Origin of the sequence: Pseudomonas sp. SDI (assembly GCF_003105155.1) — a bacterium.
In the GTDB taxonomy this organism is placed as follows: domain Bacteria; phylum Pseudomonadota; class Gammaproteobacteria; order Pseudomonadales; family Pseudomonadaceae; genus Aquipseudomonas.
In genome coordinates this window covers 15,395-41,373 of sequence record NZ_QETK01000024.1, presented here as the reverse complement: position 1 = coordinate 41,373, position 25,979 = coordinate 15,395, and the positions used below count along the sequence as shown (strand labels likewise).

The window sequence follows — 25,979 nt, the reverse complement described above, 5'->3', positions numbered from 1 at the left end:
TCGATGGTCAGACCCGGATATCGCCTCGCTGTGTTCGCCACCCTGCTGGCGCTGCTGGTTGTACTGCTCGGTGCCTATACCCGCCTGACCCACGCCGGCCTCGGCTGCCCGGACTGGCCGGGCTGCTACGGGTTTATCGGCGTGCCGAAAACCGAAGCACAGCTGGCCCACGCCGAACGGCACTTCCCCGACACCCCGGTAGAAGCGCACAAGGGCCGCAACGAAATGCTCCACCGCTACTTTGCCGGCACCCTGGCGCTGGTGATCGCCATGCTCGCGGTGCAGGCGCTGCGCCGCCATGGTCGCGATGGCCAGCCCTATCGCCTGCCGCTGTTGCTGCTGGCGGTGGTGTTCGCCCAGGCCGCCTTCGGCATGTGGACGGTGACCCTCAAACTGTGGCCGCAGGTGGTCACTGCGCACCTGTTGGGCGGCTTCGCCACCTTGAGTCTGCTGTTCCTGCTGAGCCTGCGCCTGTCGCGGGCGTTCATGCCGTTGCCGGGGTTGCCGCTGCGCCTGCGCAAGCTGGCGGCGTTGGCCTTGCTGCTGGTGATCGGGCAGATTGCCCTGGGCGGCTGGGTCAGCGCCAACTACGCGGCGGTGGCCTGCGTCGACCTGCCAACCTGCCATGGCCAATGGTGGCCGCAGGCAGACTTCGCCAACGGTTTTCACCTGACCCAGCACATCGGCCCCAATTACCTCGGCGGGCAGCTCGACAGCGAGGCGCGCACGGCCATCCATCTCACCCACCGGCTGGGCGCGTTGCTGGTGACCGGGGTACTGCTGACCCTGGCCTGGCAGCTCTACCACATCGGTCTGCGCCGCCTGGCCCGGCTGGTGCTGCTGGCGCTGGCGGCGCAGGTGGCGCTGGGTATCAGCAACGTGCTGTTCGGCCTGCCGCTGCTGGTAGCGGTGGCGCATAACGCCGGTGGCGCCTGCCTGCTGCTGACCCTGGTGCTGGTGAATTACCGCATGCGCCTGGCGACGCAGGTCAAAGCCCGTCGCGTCAGCCCTGGCTGGCGCCTTACCCCGCTGAGTACTGGCGGCGTGGTTCATTACCTTGGAGAGAACCCATGGCAGCGCTTCTGAGCGAACGCCAGCATCGGGCCGGCTGGCGCGATTACCTGGAGCTGACCAAGCCCAAGGTGGTGGTGCTGATGCTGATTACCTCGCTGGTGGGGATGTTCCTCGCCACCCGCGCCGGTGTGCCGTGGACCGTCCTGCTGTTCGGCAACCTCGGCATCGGTTGTTGCGCCGGCGCGGCGGCGGCGGTCAACCATGTGCTCGACCGGCGCATCGATGCGCTGATGGCGCGTACCCACAAGCGGCCGCTGGCCGAGGGGCGGGTGGCGCCAGCGGCGGCACTGCTGTTCGCCCTGAGCCTGGCGCTGCTCGGCATGCTCTTGCTGCTGACCTTCACCAACCCGCTCACCGCCTGGCTGACGCTGGCCTCGCTGCTGGGCTATGCGGTGATCTACACCGGCTTCCTCAAGCGCGCCACGCCGCAGAACATCGTGATTGGCGGGCTGGCCGGGGCGGCGCCGCCGTTGCTCGGTTGGGTGGCGATCAGCGGGCATATCAGCGCCGAGCCGTTGCTGCTGGTGCTGATCATCTTTGCCTGGACCCCGCCGCATTTCTGGGCATTGGCGATTCACCGCAAGGAAGAGTACGCCAAGGCCGATATTCCGATGCTGCCGGTGACCCACGGCGAGCATTACACCAAGGTGCACATCCTGCTTTATACCTGCGTGCTGCTGGCGGTGAGCCTGTTGCCGTTCGTGATTCACATGAGCGGCCTGCTCTACCTGGGCTGTGCCCTGCTGCTGGGCGCGCGCTTCCTGCAATGGGCCTGGGTGTTGTACCGTGGCAGTCGGCCGCACGCGGCGATCAGGACCTTCAAGTACTCTATCTACTACTTGTTCCTGCTGTTCATCGCGCTGCTTGTAGACCACTACTTACTGTTGAACCTATGACTCGAACCCAGAAAACCGTCTTCATCCTCGTGGCCGTGGTTGCACTGATTCTCGGCCTGACCATCAACAAGGTGCTCAACGGCCGCAACCAGGGCAACCCGACGGCGCTGATCGACGCCGGGATCATCCTGCTGCCGCAGAGCCGTACTGTGCCGGCGCTGGAAATGACCGACGAGAACGGCCAGCCGGTGAAGCTCGATGAGCTGAAGGGGAAATGGTCGCTGTTGTTCTTTGGCTACACCTATTGCCCGGACATCTGCCCGACCACCCTGGCGCAGTTGCGGCAGGTGAAGAGCGAGCTGCCCAAGGCGGCCCTAGAGCGCTTGCAGGTGGTGTTGGTGAGTGTCGACCCGAACCGTGACACCCCGGCTCAGCTGAAGCAGTACCTGGGTTATTTCGACAAGGACTTCCGCGGCCTGACCGGCTCGCTGGAGAACACCCAGAAGCTGGCGAATGCGGTGAGTATTCCGTTTATTCCGGCCGATACCAGCAAGCCTGGGTACACGGTGGATCACAGTGGCAACCTGGCTCTGCTGGGGCCGGATGGCACGCAGCGCGGGTTTATTCGGGCGCCGTTCAACAATGCCAAGCTGCTGGCGCAGTTGCCTGGGCTGGTTGAGCGGGACTGATTAGGTCTTTCGATTTACGCCGTCCCCCTGTAGGAGCAGGCAAGCCAGCTCCTACAGGTACGGTGTGGGGCCGTAGGAGCTGGTTTGACCTCAGATCAGAACGCCGGGATCACCGCGCCCTTGTACTTCTCGAGAATGAACGCCTTCACTTCTGGCGAGTGCAGGGCACCGACCAGCTTCTGCAGCGCGGCCGAATCCTTGTTGTCCGGGCGGGCCACCAGAATGTTCACGTAAGGCGAGTCGCTGCCTTCGATGATCAGTGCGTCTTTCTGTGGGTTCAGCTTGGCTTCCAGCGCGTAGTTGGTGTTGATCAGCGCCAGGTCGACCTGGGTCAGCACGCGCGGCAGGGTGGCGGCTTCCAGCTCACGGATCTTCAGGTTTTTCGGGTTCTCGGCGATGTCCTTCGGCGTCGACAGGATGTTGCTCGCCTCTTTCAGCTTGATCAGCCCAGCCTTCTGCAGCAGCAGCAAGGCACGGCCGCCGTTGGTGGCGTCGTTCGGGATCACCACGTTGGCGCCCGACGGGATGTCTTCGAGCTTCTTGAACTTGTTCGAGTAAGCACCCAGCGGCTCTAGGTGCACGCCGGCCACACTGATCAGGTTGGTACCCTTGCCCTTGTTGAACTCATCCAGGTACGGCTGGTGCTGGAAGAAGTTGGCGTCCAGGCGCTTCTCGGCCACTTGCACGTTCGGCTGGATGTAGTCGGTGAACACTTTCACCTTCAGGTCCACCCCCTCCTTGGCCAGCGTCGGCTTGACGAACTCGAGGATCTCCGCGTGCGGCACGGCAGTGGCCGCAACGCTCAGGGTCTCGGCGGCGTTGGCGGAGAAGGCCGCAACGGCGGCGATAGCAGCAAGCAGTTTTTTCATCGAGCGCTCCTTGAGAGGGCCGCAGCGGCCCTCGGGGCGTCGGCAAGGCCGACGCTGGGGTTACTTACGGGAAAAATGCACAACCAGTTTGTCGCCGACGCTCTGCAGCACCTGCACCAGCACCAGCAGCAAGACCACCGTGACCACCATCACATCGGTCTGGAACCGCTGGTAGCCGAAGCGGATCGCCAGGTCGCCGAGGCCGCCGGCACCGACCACACCGGCCATGGCGGTGTACGACACCAGGGTAATCGCGGTAACCGTGATTGCGGCAAAGATGCCCGGCCGCGCTTCCGGCAGCAAGGCGTTGGTGATGATCTGGCGGGTGGTCGCGCCCATCGACTGGGTGGCCTCGATGATGCCGCGGTCCACTTCGCGCAACGCGGTTTCCACCAGCCGGGCGAAGAATGGCGTGGCGCCCACCACCAGTGGCGGGATGGCCCCGGCCACGCCCAGCGAGGTGCCAGTGATCAGCACGGTGAACGGAATCATCACGATCAGCAGGATGATGAACGGCAGCGAACGGAGGATGTTCACCACCAGCGAGAGCATGGCGTAGACACCCTTCTGTTCGAACAGCTGGCGCGGCCCGCAGAGGAACAGCAACACGCCCAGCGGCAGGCCGAGCAGCACGGTGAACAGCAGCGAACCGCCGAGCATGATCAGGGTATCAACGGTCGCCAGCCAGATTTCGGCCCAGTCGACGTTGGCAAAGAAACTCAGGTCCATTAACGCAATACCTCCATATGCACATCAGCTGCGGCGAAGCGGGCAAAGGCCGCTTCCATGTCGCCGCCGGTGACGGCCAGGGTCAGTTGCCCATACGGGGTGTCCTTGATGCGGTCGATACGCCCAGCCAGGATGCTGTAATCCACGCCGGTTTCGCGGGCCACGGTGCCCAGCAACGGCGCGTAGGTGGCGTCGCCCTGGAAGGTCAGGCGCACGATGCGGCCCGGTACGTGGGCGAAGTCGTCACGCTGCTCGTTCTCGTCGATCTGCTCGTCTTCTTGCACGAAGCGCTTGGTGGTCGGGTGCTTGGGGTGCAGGAACACCTCGGCCACCGAGCCCTGCTCGACGATTTGCCCGGCGTCCATCACCGCGACCTGGTCGCAGACCCGGCGGATCACGTCCATCTCGTGGGTGATCAGGACGATGGTCAGCTTCAGCTCGCGGTTGATCTCGGCCAGCAGTTGCAGCACCGACGCCGTGGTTTGCGGGTCGAGGGCACTGGTGGCTTCGTCGCAGAGCAGGATTTTCGGTTGGGTCGAGAGTGCGCGGGCAATGCCGACACGCTGCTTCTGACCGCCGGACAGCTGCGCCGGGTATTTTTTCGCGTGCTCGGACAGGCCGACCCGCGCCAGCAGCGAGGCGACGCGCTGGTCGATGTCCTTGCGCGACAGTTCGCCGGCCAGGATCAGCGGCAGCGCGACGTTGTCGGCGACGGTCTTGGAGGCCAGCAGGTTGAAGTGCTGGAAGATCATCCCGACCTGTTGGCGGAAGCGCCGCAGGTCGTTGGCGTTGAACGCGGTAACGTCCTCGCCATCGACGATGATCTTGCCGCCGCTCGGGGCTTCCAAACGGTTGATCAGGCGCAGCAGGGTACTTTTACCGGCACCGGAATGGCCAATCAGGCCGAACACCTGGCCGTCTTCGACGCGCAGGCTGGTCGGATGCAGCGCGGGGATATCCCTACCGGCGACGCGGTAGGTTTTATGCACATGTTGAAACTCGATCACGTAGCGAACCTTGTGGGGCGCATGGAAATGGGCTCTGGCGTTTAGCCGGGTCGCGCATTTTAGCCTGTTCGCATAGAGGTTCTTAGCATTTATTTCGCAATTGACCAGCACTATGGGAATAACGCGATCAGTGGCGCACCCAATGGAGCGCCCGGCGCACAGCCCTCGTCAATTTCAGGCGCTACGGCTGCTTCGCCGTCAGGCTCCGACAGGTCAACACCACTTGCGCCGCCTGATTACGGTGGATTTCCTTCAACTGCTTCAACTCGAAGTTGGCATTACGCGTGTGTACGCGCTTGGCCAGCAGGGTCGACAGCCACGGATAATCCTGGGTGCGCGGCACCTGGAACAGCACATCGCACTGGTAGTTGACGACGTCGGTGGCGATGTCGTCGAGCTGCCGGCGCAAGTCGCCAATCCTGTTGATCTTCAGCGCCACCACCGTGCTTGGCGCAGTCGGGTCGATCACCTTGGCCTGCGGCCGTGCTTCGGCCGCCTTGAGCGCTGCTTCGGCCTTGTCCAGCTCGTCTTTGCGCGCCTGGGCGATGGCGCCATTGACCCCGCCGGTCAGCGCTGGCGCCTTGGGCATCAGCGCCCGGGCACGGCTGAGGGCGGTGGCCGCCGCATTCACATCGCCCTTCTGCAGGACGATCTGGCTGCGCTGCAGATAGGCTTCGGCCAGCTGGCGCTGGAACTGCTCGATGCGGGCGTCGTTCGGCGCCTGCGCCTGCAAATCGGCCAGTTGGTCTTCGGCGGTGGCCAGCTCGCTGCTGGCAATGCTCTGGTCGAGCTGCTGCCAGGCATCCGGGGTAACGGGCGCGGCGGTGTCTGCCGGCTTGCTCGAACAAGCAGCCAGAGCCAGGGAAAACGCGGCCAGGAGCAGATAACGTGAGGCGAACGGCTTCATTCCTGCGACTCTCTATTTGCGCAAAAAGCGGCCAAGTCTACACCCAGCGCACGGACTGGAAAATCATTCTTCCGGGTTCGGCCACGATAAAAATTGTCGCAGGGCACGGCCACATGGCAGTGGCACCCTGCGCAGGTCGAGCCGGCTTAGCGCCGCGGCAGGGCCAGGCTCAGCAAGAATAGCACCGCTGCGCAGACCACGATGGATGGCCCGGCCGGGGTGTCCTTGAACCAGGACAGCGCCAGCCCGCTGCACACCGCGATCACCCCCAGCACACTGGCGCCGAGGGCCATCTGCTCGGGCGAGCGGGCGTGGCGCTGGGCGGCAGCGGCCGGGATGATCAGCAGCGAGGTAATCAGCAGCACGCCGACGATCTTCATCGCCACGGCAATCACCACCGCAATCAGCAGCATCAGTGCCAGGCGCAGGCCGGCCACCGGCAGGCCTTCGACCCGTGCCAGTTCTTCGTGGACGGTGACCGCTAGCAGCGGCCGCCACAGCGCAACAATCAGCAACAATACTGCGGCGCTACCGCCGAGAATCCACGCCAGATCGGTAGGGCTGATCGCCAGCAGGTCGCCGAACAGGTAGGCCATCAGGTCGATGCGCACGTCGTGCATGAAACTCAGGGCCACCAGGCCGAGCGACAGGGTGCTCGGCGCGAGAATCCCCAGCAGGGTATCGGAGGCCAACGGCTGGCGTTGTTGCAACGTCACCAGCAGGATCGCCAGCAACAGGCAGCCGACGGTGACCGCCAGCGCTGGGCTGACATCCAGCGCCAGGCCCAGGGCCACGCCGAGTAGCGCGGCGTGGGACAGGGTGTCGCCAAAATAGGCCATGCGCCGCCATACCACGAACGACCCGAGGGGGCCGGCGACCACCGCCAGGGCCAGGCCTGCGAGCAGGGCGTAGAACAGAAAATCAGCCATGCTTGCAGTGGTCTCCGTGCACGTGACCGCTCTGGGTCGGGGCGACCACCGAACCGTGCAGGTCATGGGCGTGGTCGTGATGATGGTGATAGATCGCCAGGCTTGGCGCATGGTTGCCGAACAGCTCGACAAAGGCCGGGTCGCCGCTGACCTGCTCGGGGTGGCCGGAGCAGCACACGTGGCGGTTCAGACAAACCACCTGGTCGGTGGTGCTCATCACCAGGTGCAGGTCGTGGGAGACCATCAGCACGCCGCAGCCATGGCGGTCGCGCAGGCGGGTGATCAGGCTGTAGAGCTCGGCCTGGCCGGCAACGTCGACGCCCTGCACCGGCTCGTCGAGCACCAGCAGTTCAGGTTTGCGCAGCAGCGCCCGAGCCAGCAGCACCCGCTGCATCTCGCCGCCGGAAATGTTCTGGATCGGGCTGTCGATGACCTGCTCGGCGCCCACTTCGTTGAGCGCGGCCATGGCGGCGGCACGGTCTACCCCAGGTACCAGGCGCAGGAAGCGCAGTACCGAGAGCGGCAGGGTCGGGTCGACCTGGAGCTTTTGCGGCATGTAGCCGATGCGCAGCCTGGGCTTGCGCCAGACGCTGCCGCTGTCGGGCTTGAGCAGGCCGAGCACGGCGCGCACCAGGGTGGTCTTGCCGGCGCCGTTGGGGCCGATCAGGGTGACGATCTGCCCCGGCTCGACGCTCAGGTCGATGCTGTCGAGGATGGCCTGGCCGGCGAAGGCCACGCCGACCCGCTCGAGTCGAATCAACGGGTTGCTCATCAGGCGCTCCGGCAGGTGCCGCACAGGCCGACCACTTCGACGGTCTGCGCTTCGACGCTGAAACCGACTTCGCTGGCGCTGGCGACGATGGCATCGCTGATGCTCGGCTGCTCCAGCTCGATGGCCACGTGGCAGTTACGGCAGATCAGGAACTGGCCCTGGTGCGCATGCTCCGGGTGGCTGCAGCCCATGAAGGCGTTGAGCGAGGCGATGCGGTGCACCAGGCCGTTTTCGAGGAGGAAATCCAGTGCCCGATAAACGGTCGGCGGCGCGGCGCGGCGGCCGTCCTGCTCGCTCAGTACGCCAAGAATGTCGTAGGCGCCCAGCGGCTTGTGGCTCTGCCAGACCAGTTCCAGCACCCGCCGGCGCAGGGCCGTCAGGCGCAGGCCCTGGCGCGCGCACAAGGTATCGGCCTCGGACAGGGCACTATGCACGCAGTGGGAGTGGTCGTGGGGGCGGTTGGCCAGCGGGGTAATGGGCATGGGCAGCGACGGTTCTGTGGAGAGACGTTATTATGTTACCCGTTCCTGGCCCATCGAGTGATTGTCGTGTCCCGATTTTTTGCCCTTTTTGTCGTTTTCGTCGCCTCGCTGGTCGTGTTGACCCCGGCGCGGGCCGAGGTGCGGGTGCTCACCAGCATCCAGCCGCTACAGTTGATTGCCGCAGCGGTGCAGGACGGTGTCGGTACCCCGGAAGTGCTGTTGCCGCCGGGCGCCTCGCCGCATCACTACGCGCTGCGCCCGTCCGACGTACGGCGGGTGGCGCAGGTTGACCTGCTGTACTGGATCGGCCCGGATATGGAAGGTTTTCTGCCGCGCGTGCTGAGTTCGCGCAGCCAGCCGAGCGTGGCGGTGCAAACGATCCCCGGTTTGCAGCTGCGGCATTTTGGCGAAGACAGCCATTCGCATGATGCGCATGACGAGCACGGTGCCGACGAGCATGACCACGACCACCGCCCCGGCAGCCTGGACGCGCACTTGTGGCTGTCGTCGCACAACGCGCGGGTGATCGCGGCGAAGATGGCCAGCGACTTGAGCGCGGCCGATCCGGCCAATGCGGCGCGCTACCAAAGCAACCTGAAGGCCTTTGACCAGCGGCTGGATGCGCTGGACCAGCGGTTGAAGACGCGCATGCAGGGGATCGCCGGCAAGCCGTTCTTTGTCTTCCACGAAGCGTTCGACTATTTCGAAACCACCTATGGCTTGAAGCACAGCGGCGTGTTCAGCGTGGCCGCCGAAGTGCAGCCAGGCGCGCAGCATGTGGCGGCGATGCGTCAGCGGTTGCAGGCGGTGGGCAAGACCTGTGTGTTCAGCGAGCCGCCCTTGCGGCCGCGCCTGGCCGAAACGCTGACGGCGGGTCTGCCGGTGACGCTGGCCGAGCTGGATGCGCTGGGTGGGACACTGCCAGTGACTGCTCGGGGTTATGAGCAGTTGCTGGAGAACCTGGGGAATAGCTTGGCGGGGTGCCTGGAGAAACGCTGAGGGGCCTCTCGCGGGACGACTCGTCCCGCGATGCTTTTAGGGGTCAAAGCGCAAACGGCAGGCCAACCTCAACCTGCTGACGCTGCGCCAGGCGCACCTCGAAGTCGGCCGGATCGTGAATCAGCACGTCCATCCCGGCAAACGATTCCGCTGCGATCAAACGCGATAGCCAGAAGCGTACACAGGCCACGCGCAGCATCACCGGCCACAGCTCGGCTTCCGCCGCAGTGAATGCCCGCCGCGCCGCATAGGCACCGAGCAGCGCTCGCGCCAGTACACCATCGATCTGCCCGCTGTCGTCGCAGCACCAGTCGTTCAGGGTGATCGCCACGTCGTACAGCATCGGCCCGGAACAGGCGTTGTAGAAGTCGATCAACCCGGTCAGGTGGGTGCCTTCGAACATCACGTTGTCGCGGAACAGGTCGCCATGCAGGTTGGCCCGTGGCAGCGCGAGAATCCGCGCCTTGAGCGTGCCGATTTCGTCCAGGCTGTCCTGCAACAACTGCTGCTGCGCCGGGTTGAGCCGTGGCATCAGCTCGGCACCGGTTTCCAGCATCCAGTCCAGGCCCCGGTCGGTCTTGCGTTCCAGCAGCTTGTCGCGGGTTGCCACATGCAGGTGGCCGAGCAGATCGCCGACCTGCGCGCAGTGCTGGCTGTTCGGCTGCTTGATGTGCTTGCCTGGCAGCCGTGGCTGCAACAGCGCCGGCTTGCCCGCCAGTTCGCGCAGCGCCACGCCGTCGCTGGTACGCAGCGCGTAGGGCACCGGTAGGTCGTCGTCGTGCAGCACGTCGAGCAGTTCGATGAAGAACGGCAGGTCCTGGATCGGACCGCGTTCGACCAGCGTCAGGACGAACTCACCCTGTTCGAGGCTGACGAAGAAGTTGCTGTTCTCGGTACCGGCGGCAATACCCTGGAAGTCCCGCAGGCGGCCCAGTCCGTAGGGCGCCAGAAAGGTTTCCAGCTCAGGCCGGGTCAGTGGGGTGAAGACAGACATGGTCAAAAACTGCTCGTTCGGGCGCGACCGCAAGGCCGCGCCGGGTTGATGAGAAAGGTCGCTGCTACCACTCGAAGATTTTCCAGGACGGGATCAGCATATCCGGTTGGTCGGAACGAATGAAGTTGCCCTCCGAACCGTCGGCGCGTACCAGGAAGTACGGCTTGCCGCCCTTGGGGGTGACCTTGATTGCATACAGGAAGCCATTTTGCCGGTATTCCTGAATGGTTTTGTCGCCCTCCTGGCGAATGGTGACGTCCGGATCGGCCGAAGGCGCTTCATCCGCCGCAAATCCCGCGACAGGCAAAGTGGCCAACAGGCCGAGCAGCAACAGGCGATTTAACGTACGCATGATAACCTTGTCCCTTTGTCGTCAATGTTCCGGACATTCTAGCGCCGGGCCCGCCGAAAAGGTTGATTCTGCTCATGAGCCAAGCTCCCCTCGTCCTGGTGGACGGTTCTTCCTACCTGTACCGCGCCTTTCACGCGCTGCCGCCGCTGACCACCTCCAAGGGGATGCCGACCGGTGCAGTCAAAGGCGTGCTGAACATGCTCAAGAGCCTGCGCCGGCAGTACCCTGACAGCCTCTTTGCGGTGGTATTCGACGCCAAGGGCGGGACCTTCCGCGATGAAATGTTCGCCGAGTACAAGGCCAACCGCCCGAGCATGCCCGACGACCTGCGGGTGCAGGTCGAGCCGCTGCATGCCAGCGTCCGCGCGCTCGGCTACCCGCTGCTGTGCGTGGAAGGGGTCGAGGCCGACGACGTGATCGGCACCCTGGCGCGCAGCAGTGCCACCGCTGGGCGCCCGGTGATCATCTCCACCGGCGACAAGGACATGGCCCAGCTGGTCGACGGCCACGTCACCCTGGTCAACACCATGACCGGCAGCGTGATGGATGTTGACGGGGTGAAAGAGAAATTCGGTGTCGGCCCCGAGCACATCATCGACTTCCTCGCGCTGATGGGCGACAAGGTCGACAACATTCCTGGCGTGCCGGGGGTTGGGGAAAAAACCGCGGTGGGCCTGCTGACCGGTATCGGCGGCGGCCTGCGCGACCTCTACGAGAACCTCGACAAGGTTCCGACGCTGCCGATTCGCGGCGCCAAGACCCTGCCGGCCAAGCTCGCCGAGCACCGCGATGCGGCGTTCCTATCCTACGAGCTGGCGACCATCAAGCTGGACGTGGCACTGGACGTCGAAGTGGACGCGCTGGTGTGCACCGAGCCCGACCGCGAAGCCCTGCTTGAGCTGTACCGCGAGATGGAGTTCAAGAGCTGGGTCGACGAGCTGCAGCGCGACTTCAAGCGCATGGAGCTGGCAGCGCCAGCACCTGCGACAACCGCCGCCGCAGATCCGCAGGCGGCCGCCGAGGCGCCGCCGCTCAGTGCGCCGGAGCCAGTGCAGGCCGATTACGTGACCATCCTCGATCAGGCCACCTTCGATCGCTGGCTGAAGAAGCTGGAAGCCGCCGAGCTGTTCGCCTTCGACACCGAAACCACCGGCATCGACGCGCAACAGGCGCAGTTGGTGGGGCTGTCGTTCGCCGTGCAGGCCCACGAGGGTGCCTACATTCCGCTGATGCACAGCTACCCGGACGCGCCGCCGCAGCTCGACCGCGACAGCGTATTGCGGGCGCTCAAGCCGCTGCTCGAAGACCCGAACAAGCTCAAGGTCGGCCAGCACGCCAAGTTCGACATGAACATCCTGGCCAACTGCGCCCTGGGCGGCGATCCCGAGCAGGGCATCCACGTGCGCGGCATCGCCTTTGACACCATGCTCGAATCCTACGTACTGAACTCCACGGCCGTCCGACATGACATGGACAGCCTGGCGCTGAAGTACCTCGACTACACCACCACCAGCTTCCAGGACATCGCCGGCAAAGGCGCAAAGCAGCTGACCTTCGACCAGATCCCGCTGGAACAGGCTGGCCCGTACGCCGCCGAAGACGCCGACATCACCCTGCGCCTGCACCAGACGCTGCATGCCCAACTGGCGGAAATTCCCAGCCTGGCCGGCGTGCTCCGCGACATCGAGATGCCGCTGGTGCCGGTGTTGGCGCGTATCGAGCGCCAGGGGGCACTGGTCGATGCCGAGTTGCTCAAGGTGCAGAGCGGCGAGTTGGGCGAGAAGATGGCCGCGTTGGAGCAGGAAGCCATCGCACTGGCCGGCGAGCCGTTCAACCTCGGTTCGCCCAAGCAGTTGGGGGCGATCCTCTACGACAAGTTCGGTCTGCCGGTACTGAAGAAAACCGGCAAGGGCCAGCCGTCCACTGCCGAAGATGTGCTCGAAGCACTGGCCGAAGAAGGCTATCCACTGCCCAAGGTGCTGATGCAGTACCGCTCGATGAGTAAGCTCAAGAGCACCTACACCGATCGCCTGCCGGAGCAGATCAACCCGCGCACCGGACGTATCCACACCTCCTACCACCAGGCGGTGGCGGCCACCGGGCGGTTGTCGTCCAGCGACCCGAACCTGCAGAACATCCCGGCGCGCACCGCCGAAGGCCGGCGTATTCGCCAGGCCTTCGTTGCCCCGCCGGGTTACAAGCTGCTGGCGGCCGACTATTCGCAGATCGAACTGCGGATCATGGCCCACCTGTCGCGTGACGAAGGCCTGCTCAATGCCTTCCGCGATGGCCTGGACGTGCACACCGCCACCGCCGCCGAAGTGTTCAAGGTCGAGCTGGGCCAGGTGACCTCGGACATGCGCCGTAGCGCCAAGGCGATCAACTTCGGCCTGATCTACGGCATGGGTGCGAAGAAACTCGGCAAGGACATCGGCGTCGACACCAAGGTGGCCAAGGCCTATATCGACGAATACTTCGCGCGCTATCCGGGCGTGCGCGAGTACATGGAGCGCACCCGCAAGCAGGCGGCGGATCAGGGCTATGTCGAAACGCTGTTCGGCCGTCGGCTGTACCTGCCGGCGATTCATTCGAACAAGCCGCAGGAGCGCGCCGGCGCCGAACGTACGGCGATCAACGCGCCGATGCAGGGCACCGCAGCCGACATCATCAAGCGGGCAATGGTGGCGGTGGATAACTGGCTGAACGACTCCGGGCTGGATGCTCGGGTGATCCTCCAGGTCCACGACGAACTGGTCCTGGAAGTGCGCGAAGACCTGGTCGAGCAGGTGCGCGAGGCGATTCGTCCGCACATGAGCGGCGCGGCAAACCTGGATGTGCCACTGGTGGTGGACGTCGGGGTGGGCGCCAACTGGGATGAAGCGCACTAAAATGACTGTAGGCGCCGCGGCATATCGTCGCGGCGCGGCCTCTGGCGAGAGGCCATTAGTGCCGGAAATTTCCGGCGCTATCGCAAATAGTTTCTTAAGCCCCGGAACTAAACCGGTGAACCACGACTCAGAGTAACTGAATGGCTGGTGAAGCCCTTCGATGCTCCTATGTTGTGTTAAGTGTTGGCAGATATCTGGACCCCGCCCTAGCGGTCCGGAACTTGAACCCCGAACTTCCCCCTCCCCATACGAAGTCCGGGGTTTTTTTTGCCCGCGATTTGGCGGGCAGCCCTTATTCCGCGGGCTTGTCCGCCAGTTCCATCCAGCGCGCGAGGACCCCGTAGGCTTCTTCGATACCCTGGCGCTTGGGCGCCGAGAACAGCTGAATGGTCACGCTGTCGCCCCAGCCCTTGCGGATTTCCGACTGCACTTTGAGCAGGGTGTTCTTCGCTGCGCCGAAGGTCAGCTTGTCGGCCTTGGTCAGCAGAATGTGCATCGGCATGCCGCTGGCGCGCGACCAGTCGAGCATCATCTTGTCGAAGTCGGTCATCGGGTGGCGCACGTCCATCATCAGAATCAGCCCCTTCAAACACTCGCGGCTGCCCAGGTAGGCCTCCAGGTGGCGCTGCCAGTGCTGCTTGAGCGGAATCGGCACTTTTGCATAACCGTAACCCGGCAGGTCGACCAGACGCCGTTCATCGTCCAGACTGAAGAAGTTCAGCAGTTGGGTACGCCCTGGGGTTTTCGAGGTGCGGGCCAGGCTGGCGTGGGTCAGGGTGTTGAGGGCGCTGGACTTGCCGGCATTCGAGCGGCCAGCGAACGCGACTTCATAACCCTGATCGTCCGGGCACTGGTCGACTTTGGCGGCGCTGATGGCGAACTTGGCCGTTTGGCAAAGACCGAGGATGGGGTTTTTGACTTGCATGGTATTTCCGATTGGGCGTTGCGCGAGGGGTTCCCGGCAAGCGGTGTCGTTTCCGTTTCAGGAACGGGAGTATATAATGCCCCAGTTTTTGTGTGCGCATTATCCCAGCGTAGGAGGATGTGCACGGGGGCTGTTCGATCAAGCTTGCGCATTAGAACGCAGTGCAACCCCCAACCCTGAACGAGTCGTTCGGATGACGAAATGGCTGCTTGTTGGCGGTGCTTCAGGTTTTTTCAGCGCTCAGGCTACACAGGAACCCGACAGCGTGGAAGTCACGGCTGACAAAGGGGCCGTAGACGCTGGCGGAGCATGTCACCCAGGGTTTCAAGGTTATGCCACCGCGTGGATTGTGCATGGACTGCAGTGCCGAGGACTACATGGCCACCCTCTGTCCGAGGGGGCGATAGTCCCGATACATAACTCTTTCACCCTTAGCCGTAGTTGGATTAGCTGATGAACAAACTACTCGTGAGTCTGCTGTTGACCTTGGGCGTCACTGGTGTTGCCAATGCTGCCGGCAATACTGTTGGCGATGCTGCTGCCGGTCAGGCCAAAACTGCCGTATGTGGCGCCTGTCACAATCCGGACGGCAATAGCCTGGCACCGAACTTCCCTAAACTCGCAGGCCAGGGTGAGAAGTACCTGGAAAAACAACTGCACGATATCAAGTCGGGCAAGCGCACGGTGCTGGAAATGACCGGTATGCTCGCCGCCTTCGAGGACCAGGACCTGGCCGACATCGCCGCCTACTTCGCCAGCCAGAAAGGCAGCGTGGGTGCCGCCGACCCGGCACTGGTCAAGCGTGGCGAAGCACTGTTCCGCGGCGGCGACCTGCAAAAGGGCCTGCCTGCCTGTACCGGTTGCCATGCGCCAAATGGCGCCGGCATCGCTGCCGCTGGCTTCCCGCACCTCGGCGGCCAGCACGCCACCTACGTCGCCAAGCAGCTGACCAACTTCCGCGAAGGCGAGCGCACCAACGACGGCGACGCCCAGACCATGCGCACCATCGCCAGCAAACTCAGCAACAAGGACATCGAAGCCCTGTCCAGCTACATCCAGGGGTTGCATTGATCGATCTGTTAACGCTGCGTTAATCGTTGCGACGCAAACATGAAAAGGGTGGCTCAGGCCGCCCTTTTTTATGCCCGCTGCCGTTACACTAACGAACTCGGGCCCGCCTTGGCCTGTCTGAAGACAGGTCGCGCCGAGGCGACCAATGACTGCTCAGGAGTGAAGCATGCGTAATCTGATTCTCAGCGCCGCGCTGGTAGCTGCCAGCGCCTTCGGTATGACCGCCCAGGCTGCCGAGCCCGTCGCCGGCAAGGAATATATCGAGCTGAGCAAGCAGGTACCGGTAGCGGTGCCCGGCAAGATCGAAGTCGTGGAACTGTTCTGGTATGGCTGCCCGCACTGCTATCACTTCGAACCGGTCATCAACCCGTGGATCGACAAGCTCCCTGCCGACGTCAACTTCAAGCGCGTGCCAGCCATGTTCGGCGGCCCGTGGGACGCCCATGGCCAGATGTTCCTGACCCTCGAAGCGATGGGCGTGGAGCACAACGTGCACGCCGCCGTGTTCGATGCCATCCAGAACCAGCGCAAACGCCTGACGTCGCCTGACGAGATGGCCGACTTCCTCGCCACCCAGGGCGTGGACAAGGACAAGTTCCTCGCCACCTTCAACTCCTTTGCCATCAAGGGTCAGGTCCAGCAAGCCAAAGAGTTGGCCAAGAAGTATGAAATCACCGGCGTTCCCGCCGTGGTGGTCAACGGCAAGTACCGTTTCGACCTGGGCACTGCCGGTGGACCGGAAGGCGTGCTGAACGTCGCCGACCAGCTGATCGCCAAGGAGCGCGCCGCTAAATAAGCGGCGATCCCCATGCGCCGCTGGAAAACCGAGCGTGGTATTGGCCTTCATGAACCGAAGGTCAATGAACACCTCGTGCAGGCCAGCGGCCTGCCCGACGATGGCCGGCTACGCCTGCTCAGTTTCAATATCCAGGTCGGGATCAGTACCGAGCGCTACCGGCATTACCTGACCCGCGGCTGGCAGCACCTGCTGCCGCACACCGGGCGCGCCGGCAACCTGCAGAGGATCGGCGACCTGCTCGCCGACTTCGACCTGGTGGCCCTGCAGGAAGCCGATGGCGGCAGCCTGCGTTCGGGCTACGTCAATCAGGTCGAGCACCTGGCCCAGCTGGGCGCCTTTCCTTACTGGTACCAGCAGCTCAACCGCAACCTCGGCCGCCTGGCCCAGCACAGCAATGGCGTGCTCAGCCGGCTCAAGCCACAAATTCTCGAAGACCACCCCCTGCCCGGCCCCGCCGGTCGCGGCGCGATCCTGGTGCGCTTTGGCGAAGGCGAAGACGCACTGGTGGTGGTGATGATGCACCTGGCCCTCGGCGCGCGGACCCGTGCCCGGCAGCTGGCGTATATCCGCGAGCTGATCGGCGGCTACCGGCATCAGGTGCTGATGGGTGACATGAATACCCACGCCACCGACCTGTTGCAGCACTCGCCGCTGCGCGACCTCGGCCTGATTGCGCCGCAGGTCGAGGCCACGTTTCCCAGCTGGCGCCCGCAGCGTTGCCTGGATCACATCCTGCTCAGCCCGAGCCTGACCCTGGAACGGGTTGAGGTCCTGTCGCAGCCGATCTCCGATCATCTACCGGTCGCGGTTGAGATTCGTTTGCCTGATGCCCTGACTGTCGATACATTTCCGGTCTTGCGTTAGTCCCCTACTTTGCGGACCCCGGCATGACCGACGAAGCCCAGCGCTGGAAAGAAAAATACCTCAAGAGTATCGAGCAGCAGGAAAAGCTCGAACGCCGCTGGGACGCCCGTCTCGACTTGTTACGTCGCGGCCTGGTGCGCAGCACCCTGGCGGCCGAGGGTAGCGACCGTGCGGTAGACCAGTGCATGAAGGAAATGCGCGAGGTTATTCGCACCGACAACATGGACGCCGCCCTGGCTGGGTTGATCCCGCGCCTGGAAAAGGCTGTGCTCGACTCCGAGCAGCGCCGGGAAACCCGCATTGCCCAGGTTGGCACCGCGCTCAATGCGTTGGTCAACCAGCTGCAAAGCTTGCCGCTGCCGGGCGATGCGCGCCGGGCGCTGAAAAAATTCGCCAAACAGCTTGAGGCGCGTGCCGCGCATTCGCGCGAGATGCCGCTGTTGCTCAGCGAGTTGAGCGCGCTGCAAGGGCAGGCGCTGGCGCATCTGGAACGTCCCGAAGAAGCGGCCAAGCCGGGCCTGCTGCAACGCCTGTTTGGCGGTCGAGAGAGCGAGGCCGACAGCAGCGAAGTGCCCGTCGCGTCACCCGTGCCGGTACCGGTGCTGGTCGACAGCGCATTGCCGCAGGGCCCGGCGGTGATTCCCGAGGGGCCACCGCAGGAGCGCCTGAGCCCGAGCGACATGGACGAACTGCGCCCGCTGCCGCCTGTGGATAACCCGCCCGCCGAGACGTCGGAGGTCGCAGCGCCGGTTGAAACCCCGCCGCCTGTCGAGCTGGAACCGGCTGCGCCTGTCGTGCCGGAGCCACTGGCTGCGGCCGACACAGCCAACGCAACGGTTGCCGAGCCCGTCGCTGAAACCAGCGAAGCGCAGCAGCCCGTCGCCGCGCCGGAACAGCCCGCGCCCGTCGAAGAAGGCGAAGAAGGCGAAGACGCTGAAGAAGAGCCTGTCGATCCCGCCGTGGTGGCAACGGAAGAAGAACACTATGCCCTCCCCGACAGCACCGAACCGTCCTACAGCTCGGTGGCCGAACACATCGAGGACACCCTGCTCGGCCTGCTCGACGACCTGACCTTGCCGGAGCGCCACAAGCCCCAGGCCCAGGCCATGCGCCAGCGCCTGGAGCATGGCCTGAACTGGTACGAGTTGATCCCGGTGCTCGACGACCTGGCCGTGCTGATGCTGGCCATCACCGACAGCGGCCAGCACGAATTCGAAGCCTATCTGCAGCAGCTCAACGAGCGTCTGGAGAACTTCCAGAGCCACCTGCAGGAGGCCAGCGCCGGTCACGCCGACAACAGTTCGGCGGCCCGCGACCTCGACACCCAGTTGCGCGAGCAGGTCGATGGTCTGCAAAGCAGCGTACAAGGCGCGGCCGACCTCGACAGCCTCAAGCACATCCTGGAAAACCGCCTCGAAGGCCTGCTCGGCACCATGGACCAGCACCAGCACCAGCGCGACCTGCGTGAGCAAGAGATGGCTTCGCGTCTACATGGCCTGGCCGAGCGCGTGGCGCACATGGAGCAGGAAGCCCAGGGCTACCGCGAACACCTTGAAGAACAGCGCCAGAAGGCCCTGGTCGACCCGCTCACCGGCCTGCCCAACCGGGCCGCGTGGTCCGAGCGGCTGGAGCAGGAGGTTGCCGAATGGCAGGCGAGCGGCGGCCATTTGCTGATGGCGATGCTCGACCTCGACCACTTCAAGCGGATCAACGACAACTACGGCCACCAGGCCGGCGACAAGGTGCTGAAGATCGTTGCCAGCGTGCTGCGCAAACGCCTGCGGCCGCGTGATTTCATCGCCCGCTTCGGTGGCGAGGAGTTCGTCATGCTGATCCCGCAAACACCGATGGTCAATGGCTTCCAGTTGGCCGAAAAGCTGCGCGCGGCCGTCGAAGCCTGCCCGTTCCACTTCAAGGGCGAGCGGGTGATCATCACCCTGTCCATCGGCATCACCGCGTTCCGCCCCGGCGAGCGCAGCGAGATGGTCCTCAAGCGCGCCGACGAAGCGCTCTACCGCGCCAAGCACCAGGGGCGCAATCGCATCGAACAGGGTTAAGGCGTTCGCCTGGGGATACGTTACACTGTTGCATTGAACACTTCCCCAGGCGTTGCCCTTTTCCATGAAAGCGTATGTTTGCGCGCTGCTGCTGCTGATGCTGGCCGGCTGCGCGAGCGGCCCGAAGATCGACCGTAGTCACCCGTCGGTCAATCAGGACAGCCGTATCCAGTTTGTCGTCCTGCATTACACCAATGCCTCGTTGCCGCGTTCGCTGCAATTGCTCACCCACGGCGAGGTCAGCAGCCATTACCTGATCGGCGACGACAACGGCACGATCTATCAACTGGTCGATGAGAACCGCCGGGCCTGGCACGCCGGTGATAGCCAGTGGGAGGGCCGCACCTGGCTCAACTCCAGCTCCATCGGCATCGAGATCGTCAACACCGGCTACACCGACACCCCCAACGGGCGTGTCTGGCATCCGTATTCCGACGCGCAGATCGCATCGCTGATCGTCCTGCTCAAGGACATCGCCCAGCGCAACAACATCCAGCCCCGGCACATCATCGGTCACAGCGACATTGCCCCGCTGCGCAAGCTCGACCCCGGCCCGCTGTTCCCCTGGAAGCGCCTGGCCGATGCTGGTGTGGGCATCTGGCCCGACGCCCGTGCGGTGGCTCAGCAACGTGCGCGCTTCGACGTCAACCCGCCGAGCATCACCTGGTACCAGCAGCAACTGGCGCGTTTCGGCTACGCCATCGAGCAGACCGGCGAGTACGATGTCAGTACCCGGCATGTGCTGGCGGCGTTCCAGATGCGCTTCCGCCCGCAACGTTTCGACGGCCAGCCCGACGCGCAAACCGCCGCAATCCTTCAGGTCCTCAATAGCATGCGCTAGCCCGCCGCCCAACGGCCAAGCCGAATTGTCCGGCTGTTGCTATACCTCAGGGTATTCGACGGGATAATTCTTGATGTCATCTGCCTTCGCCCAGTTACGCAGCCTGATCTATCGACCCTGGCTACTGGCCACGCTTGCGGCCACGGCGAGTGCGACCCTGCTATTGCTGGGCAGCCTGGGCATCGCGATGCATCAATTGCAGGTCAGCGAAATCGAGCAGATGAACGCCAAGGGCGAACGTTTCCTCGACCGCCTTGAACAGATCTTCGGTCAGCTGCGTCAGGGCGTCGACCAGCTTCAGGTGCAGCCGCTGCGCGGTTGCAGTGCCGACATGGTCGCGGCCTTGCAGCAGATCGCCTTCGACAATCGCTTCGTCTTCGAAGCGGCCTATGTCGACGGTAGCCAGGCCTGCACCAACCGCCTTGGCGAGCGCGCGCTGAACCTGCTGCCGCCGCCGGATATCCAGGGCCCCACCTACAGCTACTGGCTCAACACCACCACCGAACCCGACGACAACCGCGCCGCGCTGGTGCTCGGCCGGGGCAACTTTCGCGTGTCCACCTCACGCGGACACCTGACCGATGTGGTCGACCTGCCCGCCGAAGGCAGCCTGCTGGTGGTGCTCGACAAGGGGATGCGCGCGGTGCCAGTGCTCGGCCCGCCACAGACCTGGCCGCCGGCCAGCGGCTGGCCACCGCCCGGCGATCAGGCCCTGCTCGAGCAGCCCGACCGGCTGATCTACCGCATGCCGACCAAATCGCCGGATTACCAGCTGGTGTTGATGAGCCCGCGCGCCAGCCTGCCATTGAAGATGAACGGCATGCTCTGGTTGTTGTTCCCCGGCAGCCTGCTGTTGGCCTGGTGCATCGGCTGGCTGGTGTTGCAACTGGTGCGCCAGAGCCGTTCGATGAGCTCGGAGTTGCAGGGCGCGCTGCGCCGTGGCGAGTTACAGGTGCTCTACCAGCCGATCTTCGAACTCGCCAGCCGCCGCTGTGTGGGCGCCGAAGCCCTGGTGCGCTGGCGCCGCCACGACGGCACGCTGACCAGTCCGGACATGTTCATCCCGCTGGCAGAGAACACCGGGCAGATTCGCCAGATCACCGATTTCGTCCTGCAACGGGTGCTCGAACAACTGGGCCAGGTGCTGCGGGCCAACCCGCAGCTGTATATCTCGGTCAACCTGGCGGCCTGCGATGTGATGGTGCCGCGCATCGGCCCGGTGGCTGCGCGGCTGCTGGCGCTGCACCACGTGGCGGCCAGCCAGATTGCCTTCGAAGTGACCGAGCGCGGGCTGATCGACGTGGTGGTGGCCCGCGACAACCTGCAAGCGCTGCGTGCAGTCGGCCATCAGGTACTGATCGACGATTTCGGTACCGGCTATTGCAGCCTGGCGTACCTGCAAACCCTGCCGGTGGACTGCCTGAAAATCGACAAGGCGTTCATTGACGCGCTTGGTCATGACGCGGCCAGCAGCGGTGTTGCCCCGCATATCATCCGCATGGCGCACGCGCTGCAACTGCGGGTAATTGCCGAGGGCATCGAATATGAGGACCAGGCCCTGTTGCTCAACAGCGAAGGGGTGAATTACGGTCAGGGCTGGCTGTTCGCCCATCCGCTCAACGCCCGCCAGTTCGTCGAGCTGATTACCCGCGGCCGACGGCTCGGGCCGCGGCGTATCGACGACGAAGCCTGAGCCAGCTCAGACCGGCAGTGCCATGTAGAACTGCGTACCCTGCCCCGGCCGCGAATACACGCCCATGCGCCCGCCATGCAACTGGACGATTTCCTTGCACAGCGCCAGGCCGAGCCCGGCGCCGCCCTTCTTGCGCCCGACCTGGACGAAGGGCTCGAAAATCCGTCCTTGCTGACCATAGGCAATGCCTTCGCCGTTGTCCTCGACGCTGATGATCACGCGCTCGGCGTGGCGCCGCGCGTGCAGGCGGATACGCCCGGCGCTGGCGGTGTGGCGAATGGCGTTGTCGAGCAGGTTGTCGAGCACCCGGTCCAGCTGCGCCGGGTCGGCCTGGATGCGCGGTAGCGGCGTGACCAGCTCGATCTGCAGGTCGATCTGCTTGTCGTCCAGCATCGGCGCAAAGCGCCCACAGGCCCGCTCCAGCAGTTCGTCGATGGCGCACGGCTCCAGTTGCAGCTTTTGCAGGCCGCTCTGGTAGCGGGAGAAGTTCAGTAGGTCGTTGATCAGCTGGGTCAGCCGCTGCATTTCCTCGCCGATGGTTTCCAGCAGGTCATGCTCGCGGGTTTCCGCCGGAAACTTCAGCCGCTCGCGCAGCAGGCCGAAGGCCATGTGCATGCCGGTGACCGGCGTGCGCAGCTCATGCGAAGCGCGCAGGACGAATTCGCTGCGCACCCGTTCGAAGGCACGCTGCTCGGTGACGTCGTGCAGCACCATCACCGCACCGATGATCTGCCCTTGCGGATGGCAGACCGGTGTCAGGCTGTAGGCCAGCAGGCGGGTTTCTTCTTCTATTTCCAGGCTCAGGTCTTCCGGCGCGCGTTCCAGGCTGCCGCCGCGCAGGATCAGCCGCAGTTGGTCGTCCAGCTCCGGGCGCTTGAGCGCGTCGCCCAGGCCGATGCCCAGGCGTGGGGTTTCCCAGCCGAGCTGGCGCTGGGCCACCGGGTTGAGGTGTTCGAGCAGGCCCTGGCGGTCGATGATCAGCAGGCCGTCGTCGATGCTGTCGAGCACCGCTTGCAGGCGTTGCTGGCCGGCCAGCAGTTCGTCGACATTGGTTGCCTGGTGCTTGCGCAGGGCTTCGGCCATCAGCCCGAAGCGACGGGTCAGCTGGTTGATTTCATGCGCCGGGGTTACCGGCAGGGTTACGTCGTAGTTGCCCTGGCCGATCTGGTCGGCGGCCTTGGCCAGCGCCTCGATCGGTTGGCCGAAGCGCCGGGCAATGCCGTGCGCGGTGATGAAACCCAGTACCAGCACGGCCAGCCCAACCAGGCCGAGCGCCCCGGACACCATCAAGGCGCGGGCGCGGGCGACCTGCTCGCTGTCGGTGATGTGCTCCAGGGCTTGCTTGTGCGAGCCGATCAGGTCGCTGCGCAGGGCGTTGAAGGCTGCGCCCAATGGCAGGTCGGGGCTGAGGCTTTTGCCCGGCGATGGGGTCTCGCGCATCACCTGGAGGAAGGTCTGGTAATCGCTGCTGGCCTTGCTGAAGCCGGCGTAGCCGTCGGTCTGGCGTTCGTGCTGCAAGCCCTCGTCGAGCAACGTCTGGAACTGCTGCTGCAGCACCTCCAGCTGTTGCCCATCGCCCTTTTCGTCAAGCACCAGGGTCAGTTGCTCGCCCAGGTTTTGTCGCAGCTTCAGGCCCAGGTCGAGGACGAAGGCGTTGTCGCGAATCAAGCGCTGCTGGGCGCTGGACATCTGCTGCACGCTGACCAGGCCCAGGGTCAGGCCCAGCAGCGCCACGGTCATCAGCGCGGAAATGCTGAGGAACAGCCGTGTGCGCAGCTTCATCGTCCACTTCATAAGTTGTACTGCTTGCGTTTGCGGTACAGGGTGGAGGCGTCGATGCCGAGGGTCTTGGCAGCTTGGTCGAGGGTGTCGCTGGTGGCCAGCACCGCACCGATGTGCGCGCGCTCCAGTTCATCCAGGCTCAGTGCGGCACCGATCCGCGGGGCGTTGCTGGCCGGTTGCTCGGCCATGCCCAGGTGGCTGATCTCGACGCGCTCCTGCGGGCAGATGATACTCGCCCGCTCGATCACGTTGCGCAGTTCGCGGATGTTGCCCGGCCAGCGGTAGTTGAGCAGCGCGGCCCGCGCTTCGTCGCTGAAGGCGCGCGCCGGGCGCGAATATTCTTTGACGAAACGGGCCAGGAAACGGTCGGCCAGGGTCAGGATGTCTTCGCTGCGCTCACGCAGTGGCGGCAGGTGCAGGGTGATGACGTTCAGGCGGTACAGCAGGTCCTCGCGGAAGCGCCCGTCGCGGACCATGTCCTCAAGGTTGAGGTTGGTTGCGGCCAGAATCCGTACATCGGCGCGGCGCGTCACCGGGTCGCCGACCCGCTCGTATTCCTTGTCCTGGATAAAGCGCAGCAGCTTGGGCTGCAAGGTCAGCGGGAAGTCGCCGATCTCGTCGAGAAACAGCGTGCCACCATCGGCCTGGTTGACCCGGCCGAGTGTGCTTTCGCTGGCTCCGGTAAAGGCGCCGCGGCTATGCCCGAACAGCTCGCTTTCCATCAGTTCGGCGGTCAGCGACGGGCAGTTGATGGTCACACAGGCCTTGCGTGCCCGCTTGCTCCAGCCGTGAATGGCGCGGGCCAACTCGCCCTTGCCGGTACCGGACTCGCCGAGAATGAGGATGTTGGCGTCGGTGCTGGCCACCTGCCGCGCGGTTTCCAGCACCACCATCATGGCCGGGCTGTGCGAATCGAGGCCGTCGTTGGGTTTGCGGATCTCGCCTTCGAGGGCTTCCAGGCGGGCCGAAAGCTGCCGCACTTCCAACTGCTTGGCGGTGGCCAGGCGCAGTTGGTCGGGGCTGCAGGGTTTTACCAGGTAGTCGGCCGCGCCGGCCTGGATCGCGTCGACGGCGGTGTCGACCGCCGAATGTGCCGTGACGATCACCACACGCATCCACGGCGCCTGAATGCGCATCTGCGCCAGCACGTCGAGGCCGTTGTCCTCGCCCAGGCGCAGGTCGAGGAAGCACAGGTCGAAGACTTGGCGTTGCAGCAGGGTTTCGGCCTGCGCGGCACTGTTGGCGGTGGCCACGCTGTAGCCTTCGTCTTCCAGGCAGTAGCGGAAGGTTCGCAGGATTGCGGACTCATCGTCCACCAGCAGAATGCGGCCTTGGTGGTCCGGTGCTGACTCCATTTCCTACGCTCCTTTAAGAATGATCTTGGTTAGTGTCGGAAAAATCGGGCAAGTTGCATGGTGAATTCTGATTCATTCCGCTCCTTGCATGCTAGCTGCAAGCCTGCCACATAGCTAACCCTATGAAATGCTTGGTTTTGTAGCGTTTAGGGGCTGGTACAGGCCTTGCGGAATCTTTCCCTCTTGCTCGGCCCCGCGGCCGCTGCCCCGGTCCAGGAGCGCGAGCAGGTGATGGCCGTTAACCTGCAGATGAACAACGACGCCTCGATCAACGACAAGGTGCGCAGCAGCTTTATATATAGCCGCGGATTGCTGGCACAGAGCATTGATGTAGGCACCGAGGACGGCGTGGTGCGTTTGTCCGCTAAAGCCCATGGCGGATCATGCAAAACGCACGACGCTGTACTGGACATCGTGCAGGATGCGTTCTGGTGTGCCTGTGGGATGCTTTGTAAGTCATTGAAATAAAAGTAAAAATTCTCATAAAGAAAACTGGCATGCAGGCTGCAATAACCCTTACAGGTCAATAACAACATTGCAGCCGAGGAGCCCGGTAATGAACCGTCCCAGCGCAGCCACCCTACAGATTTCTTCGCTGCACCTGCGTCAGGCCCTGTTTCTCAGCCTGGCCGTGCTGCTCACCCTGGTCGGTGGTCAGCTCCACCAGGCCTGGAAGAACGCCCAGATCGACAGCCAGTTAGCTGCGCAGGCGGTCCAGGTCTCACAACTGCACGCCCAGGTAAGCACTGCCCGCAACGTCGGCGGTGTTCAGGCTGCACCGGTCACCACCACCGAGTTCGTCGCAACGCATGAACAACGCTGGGTGTTCTGAACGAATCCCGGCATCTGTTTTCTAAAACGGCAAGGAGAATCACCATGTTGAGTTGGGCCATTACCTTCCTGATTATCGCCATTGTCGCTGCCGTGCTGGGTTTCGGTGGTATCGCCGGCGCCGCTACCGGTATCGCGAAGATCCTCTTCATTGTCTTCCTGGTGCTGTTCGTGGCGTCCTTCTTCTTTGGTCGTCGCGGCAGAGGCTGATGGCTATGGAACGGGACGCTATAC

26 protein-coding genes and 1 pseudogene are annotated in these 25,979 nt (G+C 64.1%); 15 read left to right on the top strand and 12 right to left on the bottom strand.

Features of this window, described 5'->3' with window-relative positions; genetic code table 11:
- The first annotated feature begins 3 nt into the window (after positions 1-3).
- From DCO48_RS16480 to DCO48_RS16470, 3 genes are read left to right on the top strand one after another with little or no spacing between them, the layout of a single operon-like run.
- The gene (locus tag DCO48_RS16480; RefSeq protein ID WP_116551677.1) at positions 4-1,086 is read left to right on the top strand and encodes a heme A synthase; all 1,083 of its coding nucleotides are present in this window, start codon (positions 4-6) and stop codon (positions 1,084-1,086) included.
- Positions 1,071-1,970: a heme o synthase gene (gene cyoE, locus DCO48_RS16475; RefSeq protein WP_116551676.1), complete on the top strand. Its 900-nt coding sequence runs from the start codon at positions 1,071-1,073 to the stop codon at positions 1,968-1,970. The genes DCO48_RS16480 and cyoE overlap by 16 nt, the downstream gene beginning before the upstream one ends.
- Positions 1,967-2,599, top strand: a complete 633-nt coding sequence (locus tag DCO48_RS16470) for an SCO family protein (RefSeq protein ID WP_116551675.1) — start codon at positions 1,967-1,969, stop codon at positions 2,597-2,599. The genes cyoE and DCO48_RS16470 overlap by 4 nt, the downstream gene beginning before the upstream one ends.
- Before the next feature lie 95 nt (positions 2,600-2,694).
- Here DCO48_RS16470 and DCO48_RS16465 read toward each other — a convergent pair whose 3' ends face one another.
- From DCO48_RS16465 to zur, 7 genes are all read right to left on the bottom strand, one after another.
- On the bottom strand, positions 2,695-3,468 hold the full coding sequence (locus DCO48_RS16465; RefSeq protein ID WP_116551674.1) for a MetQ/NlpA family ABC transporter substrate-binding protein: 774 nt from the start codon (positions 3,466-3,468) through the stop codon (positions 2,695-2,697).
- A 60-nt stretch (positions 3,469-3,528) separates the two neighbouring features.
- Complete coding sequence (locus DCO48_RS16460; RefSeq protein ID WP_116551673.1) at positions 3,529-4,197, bottom strand: methionine ABC transporter permease; 669 nt, start codon at positions 4,195-4,197, stop codon at positions 3,529-3,531.
- Positions 4,197-5,204, bottom strand: a complete 1,008-nt coding sequence (locus DCO48_RS16455; protein WP_116551672.1) for a methionine ABC transporter ATP-binding protein — start codon at positions 5,202-5,204, stop codon at positions 4,197-4,199. Before DCO48_RS16455 ends, DCO48_RS16460 begins: the two co-directional genes overlap by 1 nt.
- Before the next feature lie 181 nt (positions 5,205-5,385).
- On the bottom strand, positions 5,386-6,111 hold the full coding sequence (locus DCO48_RS16450; protein WP_116551671.1) for a PA5502 family lipoprotein: 726 nt from the start codon (positions 6,109-6,111) through the stop codon (positions 5,386-5,388).
- Positions 6,112-6,257: 146 nt separating this feature from the next.
- Positions 6,258-7,040, bottom strand: a complete 783-nt coding sequence (gene znuB, locus DCO48_RS16445) for a zinc ABC transporter permease subunit ZnuB (protein WP_116551670.1) — start codon at positions 7,038-7,040, stop codon at positions 6,258-6,260.
- Positions 7,033-7,812, bottom strand: a complete 780-nt coding sequence (gene znuC, locus DCO48_RS16440; RefSeq protein ID WP_116551669.1) for a zinc ABC transporter ATP-binding protein ZnuC — start codon at positions 7,810-7,812, stop codon at positions 7,033-7,035. The genes znuB and znuC overlap by 8 nt, the downstream gene beginning before the upstream one ends.
- On the bottom strand, positions 7,812-8,294 hold the full coding sequence (gene zur, locus DCO48_RS16435; protein WP_116551720.1) for a zinc uptake transcriptional repressor Zur: 483 nt from the start codon (positions 8,292-8,294) through the stop codon (positions 7,812-7,814). The genes znuC and zur overlap by 1 nt, the downstream gene beginning before the upstream one ends.
- Before the next feature lie 66 nt (positions 8,295-8,360).
- On the opposite strand from zur, the gene DCO48_RS16430 reads away from it, so the two are divergent.
- Positions 8,361-9,293, top strand: a complete 933-nt coding sequence (locus DCO48_RS16430; RefSeq protein ID WP_256584085.1) for a zinc ABC transporter substrate-binding protein — start codon at positions 8,361-8,363, stop codon at positions 9,291-9,293.
- A 43-nt stretch (positions 9,294-9,336) separates the two neighbouring features.
- Here the strand turns inward: DCO48_RS16430 and DCO48_RS16425 are convergent, their stop codons facing one another.
- Positions 9,337-10,287, bottom strand: coding sequence for a homoserine kinase (locus DCO48_RS16425; protein WP_116551668.1), 951 nt, complete (start codon positions 10,285-10,287; stop codon positions 9,337-9,339).
- A 64-nt stretch (positions 10,288-10,351) separates the two neighbouring features.
- On the bottom strand, positions 10,352-10,639 hold the full coding sequence (locus DCO48_RS16420) for a DUF2782 domain-containing protein (RefSeq protein WP_116551667.1): 288 nt from the start codon (positions 10,637-10,639) through the stop codon (positions 10,352-10,354).
- A gap of 74 nt (positions 10,640-10,713) precedes the next feature.
- On the opposite strand from DCO48_RS16420, the gene polA reads away from it, so the two are divergent.
- Positions 10,714-13,527 carry a DNA polymerase I gene (gene polA / locus DCO48_RS16415; RefSeq protein WP_116551666.1) on the top strand — a complete coding sequence of 938 codons (2,814 nt, stop codon included), beginning with the start codon at positions 10,714-10,716 and terminating at the stop codon, positions 13,525-13,527.
- A gap of 292 nt (positions 13,528-13,819) precedes the next feature.
- Here the strand turns inward: polA and yihA are convergent, their stop codons facing one another.
- Entirely contained in the window at positions 13,820-14,452 is a 633-nt protein-coding gene (gene yihA, locus DCO48_RS16410; protein WP_165840785.1) for a ribosome biogenesis GTP-binding protein YihA/YsxC, read from the bottom strand.
- Positions 14,453-14,645: 193 nt separating this feature from the next.
- On the opposite strand from yihA, the pseudogene DCO48_RS23005 reads away from it, so the two are divergent.
- The 7 genes and pseudogenes from DCO48_RS23005 (at position 14,646) to DCO48_RS16375 (ending at position 21,777) form a co-directional block, all read left to right on the top strand.
- A pseudogene (locus tag DCO48_RS23005) lies at positions 14,646-14,859 on the top strand (hypothetical protein).
- A gap of 46 nt (positions 14,860-14,905) precedes the next feature.
- A complete protein-coding gene (locus tag DCO48_RS16400) occupies positions 14,906-15,523 on the top strand; it encodes a cytochrome c (protein WP_116551664.1) in 618 nt (205 codons plus the stop codon).
- Between the two features lie 166 nt (positions 15,524-15,689).
- Positions 15,690-16,319 carry a thiol:disulfide interchange protein DsbA gene (gene dsbA, locus DCO48_RS16395; protein WP_116551663.1) on the top strand — a complete coding sequence of 210 codons (630 nt, stop codon included), beginning with the start codon at positions 15,690-15,692 and terminating at the stop codon, positions 16,317-16,319.
- Between the two features lie 12 nt (positions 16,320-16,331).
- The gene (locus tag DCO48_RS16390) at positions 16,332-17,186 is read left to right on the top strand and encodes an endonuclease/exonuclease/phosphatase family protein (protein WP_116551662.1); all 855 of its coding nucleotides are present in this window, start codon (positions 16,332-16,334) and stop codon (positions 17,184-17,186) included.
- A gap of 23 nt (positions 17,187-17,209) precedes the next feature.
- Positions 17,210-19,243: a GGDEF domain-containing protein gene (locus tag DCO48_RS16385; protein ID WP_116551661.1), complete on the top strand. Its 2,034-nt coding sequence runs from the start codon at positions 17,210-17,212 to the stop codon at positions 19,241-19,243.
- 64 nt (positions 19,244-19,307) lie between these two features.
- Positions 19,308-20,084 (top strand): N-acetylmuramoyl-L-alanine amidase, encoded by a 777-nt coding sequence (locus DCO48_RS16380; protein WP_218276130.1) that lies wholly within the window; start codon positions 19,308-19,310, stop codon positions 20,082-20,084.
- Positions 20,085-20,157: 73 nt separating this feature from the next.
- A complete protein-coding gene (locus DCO48_RS16375; protein ID WP_116551659.1) occupies positions 20,158-21,777 on the top strand; it encodes an EAL domain-containing protein in 1,620 nt (539 codons plus the stop codon).
- 6 nt (positions 21,778-21,783) lie between these two features.
- Here DCO48_RS16375 and DCO48_RS16370 read toward each other — a convergent pair whose 3' ends face one another.
- A complete protein-coding gene (locus tag DCO48_RS16370) occupies positions 21,784-23,571 on the bottom strand; it encodes a KinB sensor domain-containing domain (RefSeq protein ID WP_116551658.1) in 1,788 nt (595 codons plus the stop codon).
- Positions 23,568-24,914: a sigma-54-dependent response regulator transcription factor AlgB gene (algB, locus tag DCO48_RS16365; protein ID WP_116551657.1), complete on the bottom strand. Its 1,347-nt coding sequence runs from the start codon at positions 24,912-24,914 to the stop codon at positions 23,568-23,570. The genes DCO48_RS16370 and algB overlap by 4 nt, the downstream gene beginning before the upstream one ends.
- A gap of 231 nt (positions 24,915-25,145) precedes the next feature.
- Between algB and DCO48_RS16360 the strand changes: the two genes are divergently transcribed.
- The 3 genes from DCO48_RS16360 (at position 25,146) to DCO48_RS16350 (ending at position 25,955) form a co-directional block, all read left to right on the top strand.
- A complete protein-coding gene (locus tag DCO48_RS16360) occupies positions 25,146-25,382 on the top strand; it encodes a BON domain-containing protein (protein ID WP_133247614.1) in 237 nt (78 codons plus the stop codon).
- 88 nt (positions 25,383-25,470) lie between these two features.
- Positions 25,471-25,746 (top strand): hypothetical protein, encoded by a 276-nt coding sequence (locus DCO48_RS16355; RefSeq protein ID WP_116551655.1) that lies wholly within the window; start codon positions 25,471-25,473, stop codon positions 25,744-25,746.
- 44 nt (positions 25,747-25,790) lie between these two features.
- Positions 25,791-25,955 (top strand): DUF1328 domain-containing protein, encoded by a 165-nt coding sequence (locus tag DCO48_RS16350; protein ID WP_009401691.1) that lies wholly within the window; start codon positions 25,791-25,793, stop codon positions 25,953-25,955.
- Positions 25,956-25,979: the final 24 nt, after the last annotated feature.

Coding starts and splice junctions, on each gene's coding strand:
- DCO48_RS16460 (WP_116551673.1), bottom strand. CDS start 4,197: ATGGACCTGAGTTTCTTTGCCAACGTCGACTGGGCCGAAATCTGGCTG.
- dsbA (WP_116551663.1), top strand. CDS start 15,690: ATGCGTAATCTGATTCTCAGCGCCGCGCTGGTAGCTGCCAGCGCCTTC.
- DCO48_RS16400 (WP_116551664.1), top strand. CDS start 14,906: ATGAACAAACTACTCGTGAGTCTGCTGTTGACCTTGGGCGTCACTGGT.
- DCO48_RS16480 (WP_116551677.1), top strand. CDS start 4: ATGGTCAGACCCGGATATCGCCTCGCTGTGTTCGCCACCCTGCTGGCG.
- DCO48_RS16425 (WP_116551668.1), bottom strand. CDS start 10,287: ATGTCTGTCTTCACCCCACTGACCCGGCCTGAGCTGGAAACCTTTCTG.
- cyoE (WP_116551676.1), top strand. CDS start 1,071: ATGGCAGCGCTTCTGAGCGAACGCCAGCATCGGGCCGGCTGGCGCGAT.
- algB (WP_116551657.1), bottom strand. CDS start 24,914: ATGGAGTCAGCACCGGACCACCAAGGCCGCATTCTGCTGGTGGACGAT.
- DCO48_RS16450 (WP_116551671.1), bottom strand. CDS start 6,111: ATGAAGCCGTTCGCCTCACGTTATCTGCTCCTGGCCGCGTTTTCCCTG.
- DCO48_RS16385 (WP_116551661.1), top strand. CDS start 17,210: ATGACCGACGAAGCCCAGCGCTGGAAAGAAAAATACCTCAAGAGTATC.
- polA (WP_116551666.1), top strand. CDS start 10,714: ATGAGCCAAGCTCCCCTCGTCCTGGTGGACGGTTCTTCCTACCTGTAC.
- DCO48_RS16360 (WP_133247614.1), top strand. CDS start 25,146: ATGGCCGTTAACCTGCAGATGAACAACGACGCCTCGATCAACGACAAG.
- yihA (WP_165840785.1), bottom strand. CDS start 14,452: ATGCAAGTCAAAAACCCCATCCTCGGTCTTTGCCAAACGGCCAAGTTC.
- DCO48_RS16465 (WP_116551674.1), bottom strand. CDS start 3,468: ATGAAAAAACTGCTTGCTGCTATCGCCGCCGTTGCGGCCTTCTCCGCC.
- zur (WP_116551720.1), bottom strand. CDS start 8,294: ATGCCCATTACCCCGCTGGCCAACCGCCCCCACGACCACTCCCACTGC.
- znuB (WP_116551670.1), bottom strand. CDS start 7,040: ATGGCTGATTTTCTGTTCTACGCCCTGCTCGCAGGCCTGGCCCTGGCG.
- znuC (WP_116551669.1), bottom strand. CDS start 7,812: ATGAGCAACCCGTTGATTCGACTCGAGCGGGTCGGCGTGGCCTTCGCC.
- DCO48_RS16350 (WP_009401691.1), top strand. CDS start 25,791: ATGTTGAGTTGGGCCATTACCTTCCTGATTATCGCCATTGTCGCTGCC.
- DCO48_RS16420 (WP_116551667.1), bottom strand. CDS start 10,639: ATGCGTACGTTAAATCGCCTGTTGCTGCTCGGCCTGTTGGCCACTTTG.
- DCO48_RS16380 (WP_218276130.1), top strand. CDS start 19,308: ATGAAAGCGTATGTTTGCGCGCTGCTGCTGCTGATGCTGGCCGGCTGC.
- DCO48_RS16470 (WP_116551675.1), top strand. CDS start 1,967: ATGACTCGAACCCAGAAAACCGTCTTCATCCTCGTGGCCGTGGTTGCA.
- DCO48_RS16370 (WP_116551658.1), bottom strand. CDS start 23,571: ATGAAGTGGACGATGAAGCTGCGCACACGGCTGTTCCTCAGCATTTCC.
- DCO48_RS16390 (WP_116551662.1), top strand. CDS start 16,332: ATGCGCCGCTGGAAAACCGAGCGTGGTATTGGCCTTCATGAACCGAAG.
- DCO48_RS16355 (WP_116551655.1), top strand. CDS start 25,471: ATGAACCGTCCCAGCGCAGCCACCCTACAGATTTCTTCGCTGCACCTG.
- DCO48_RS16375 (WP_116551659.1), top strand. CDS start 20,158: ATGTCATCTGCCTTCGCCCAGTTACGCAGCCTGATCTATCGACCCTGG.